Here is a 337-nt window from a genome sequence, read left to right as displayed (position 1 = left end):
CTTCTCGGTGACCGGAGCTTTGATTGGGGCATCCAGATCGTGCCGTGGCTGGGCATGCTGAGCGGTGCGATATGCGGTGCCGTTCTCGGGGCCAAGCTGCAATCGGATGCTCTCTGGGTCGTGGCGGTCGCTGTCTTCGTTGTCGCCATCGCCACACTCATCATTCCGCGCTCACTCCGACAGCGCTATAATCAGAGGGTGAAAATCCGGCGGATTACGCCGTAGCAACCGTTGCGCTCACTTTCGCGAGATCGTGACGAATTTTGTCCCGCGCACCCGCACTGTCATCAGGCAGGGCTCCTTATCAGTACGCTCGCAATAACGCGGATGCATCTTC

The 337-nt window shown here is 59.1% G+C and carries 1 protein-coding gene; it reads left to right on the top strand.

All coding sequences use genetic code 11. From position 1 onward, the window contains the following. The coding region (locus tag KDH83_RS32110) for a hypothetical protein (RefSeq protein WP_212323259.1) at nt 1-225 on the top strand (225 nt) is incomplete at its 5' end. Nucleotides 226-337: the final 112 nt, after the last annotated feature.

The organism is Achromobacter sp. Marseille-Q0513, from assembly GCF_018195695.1.
GTDB lineage: Bacteria > Pseudomonadota > Gammaproteobacteria > Burkholderiales > Burkholderiaceae_B > Achromobacter.
This window is presented reverse-complemented; position numbering and strand designations above follow the sequence as displayed.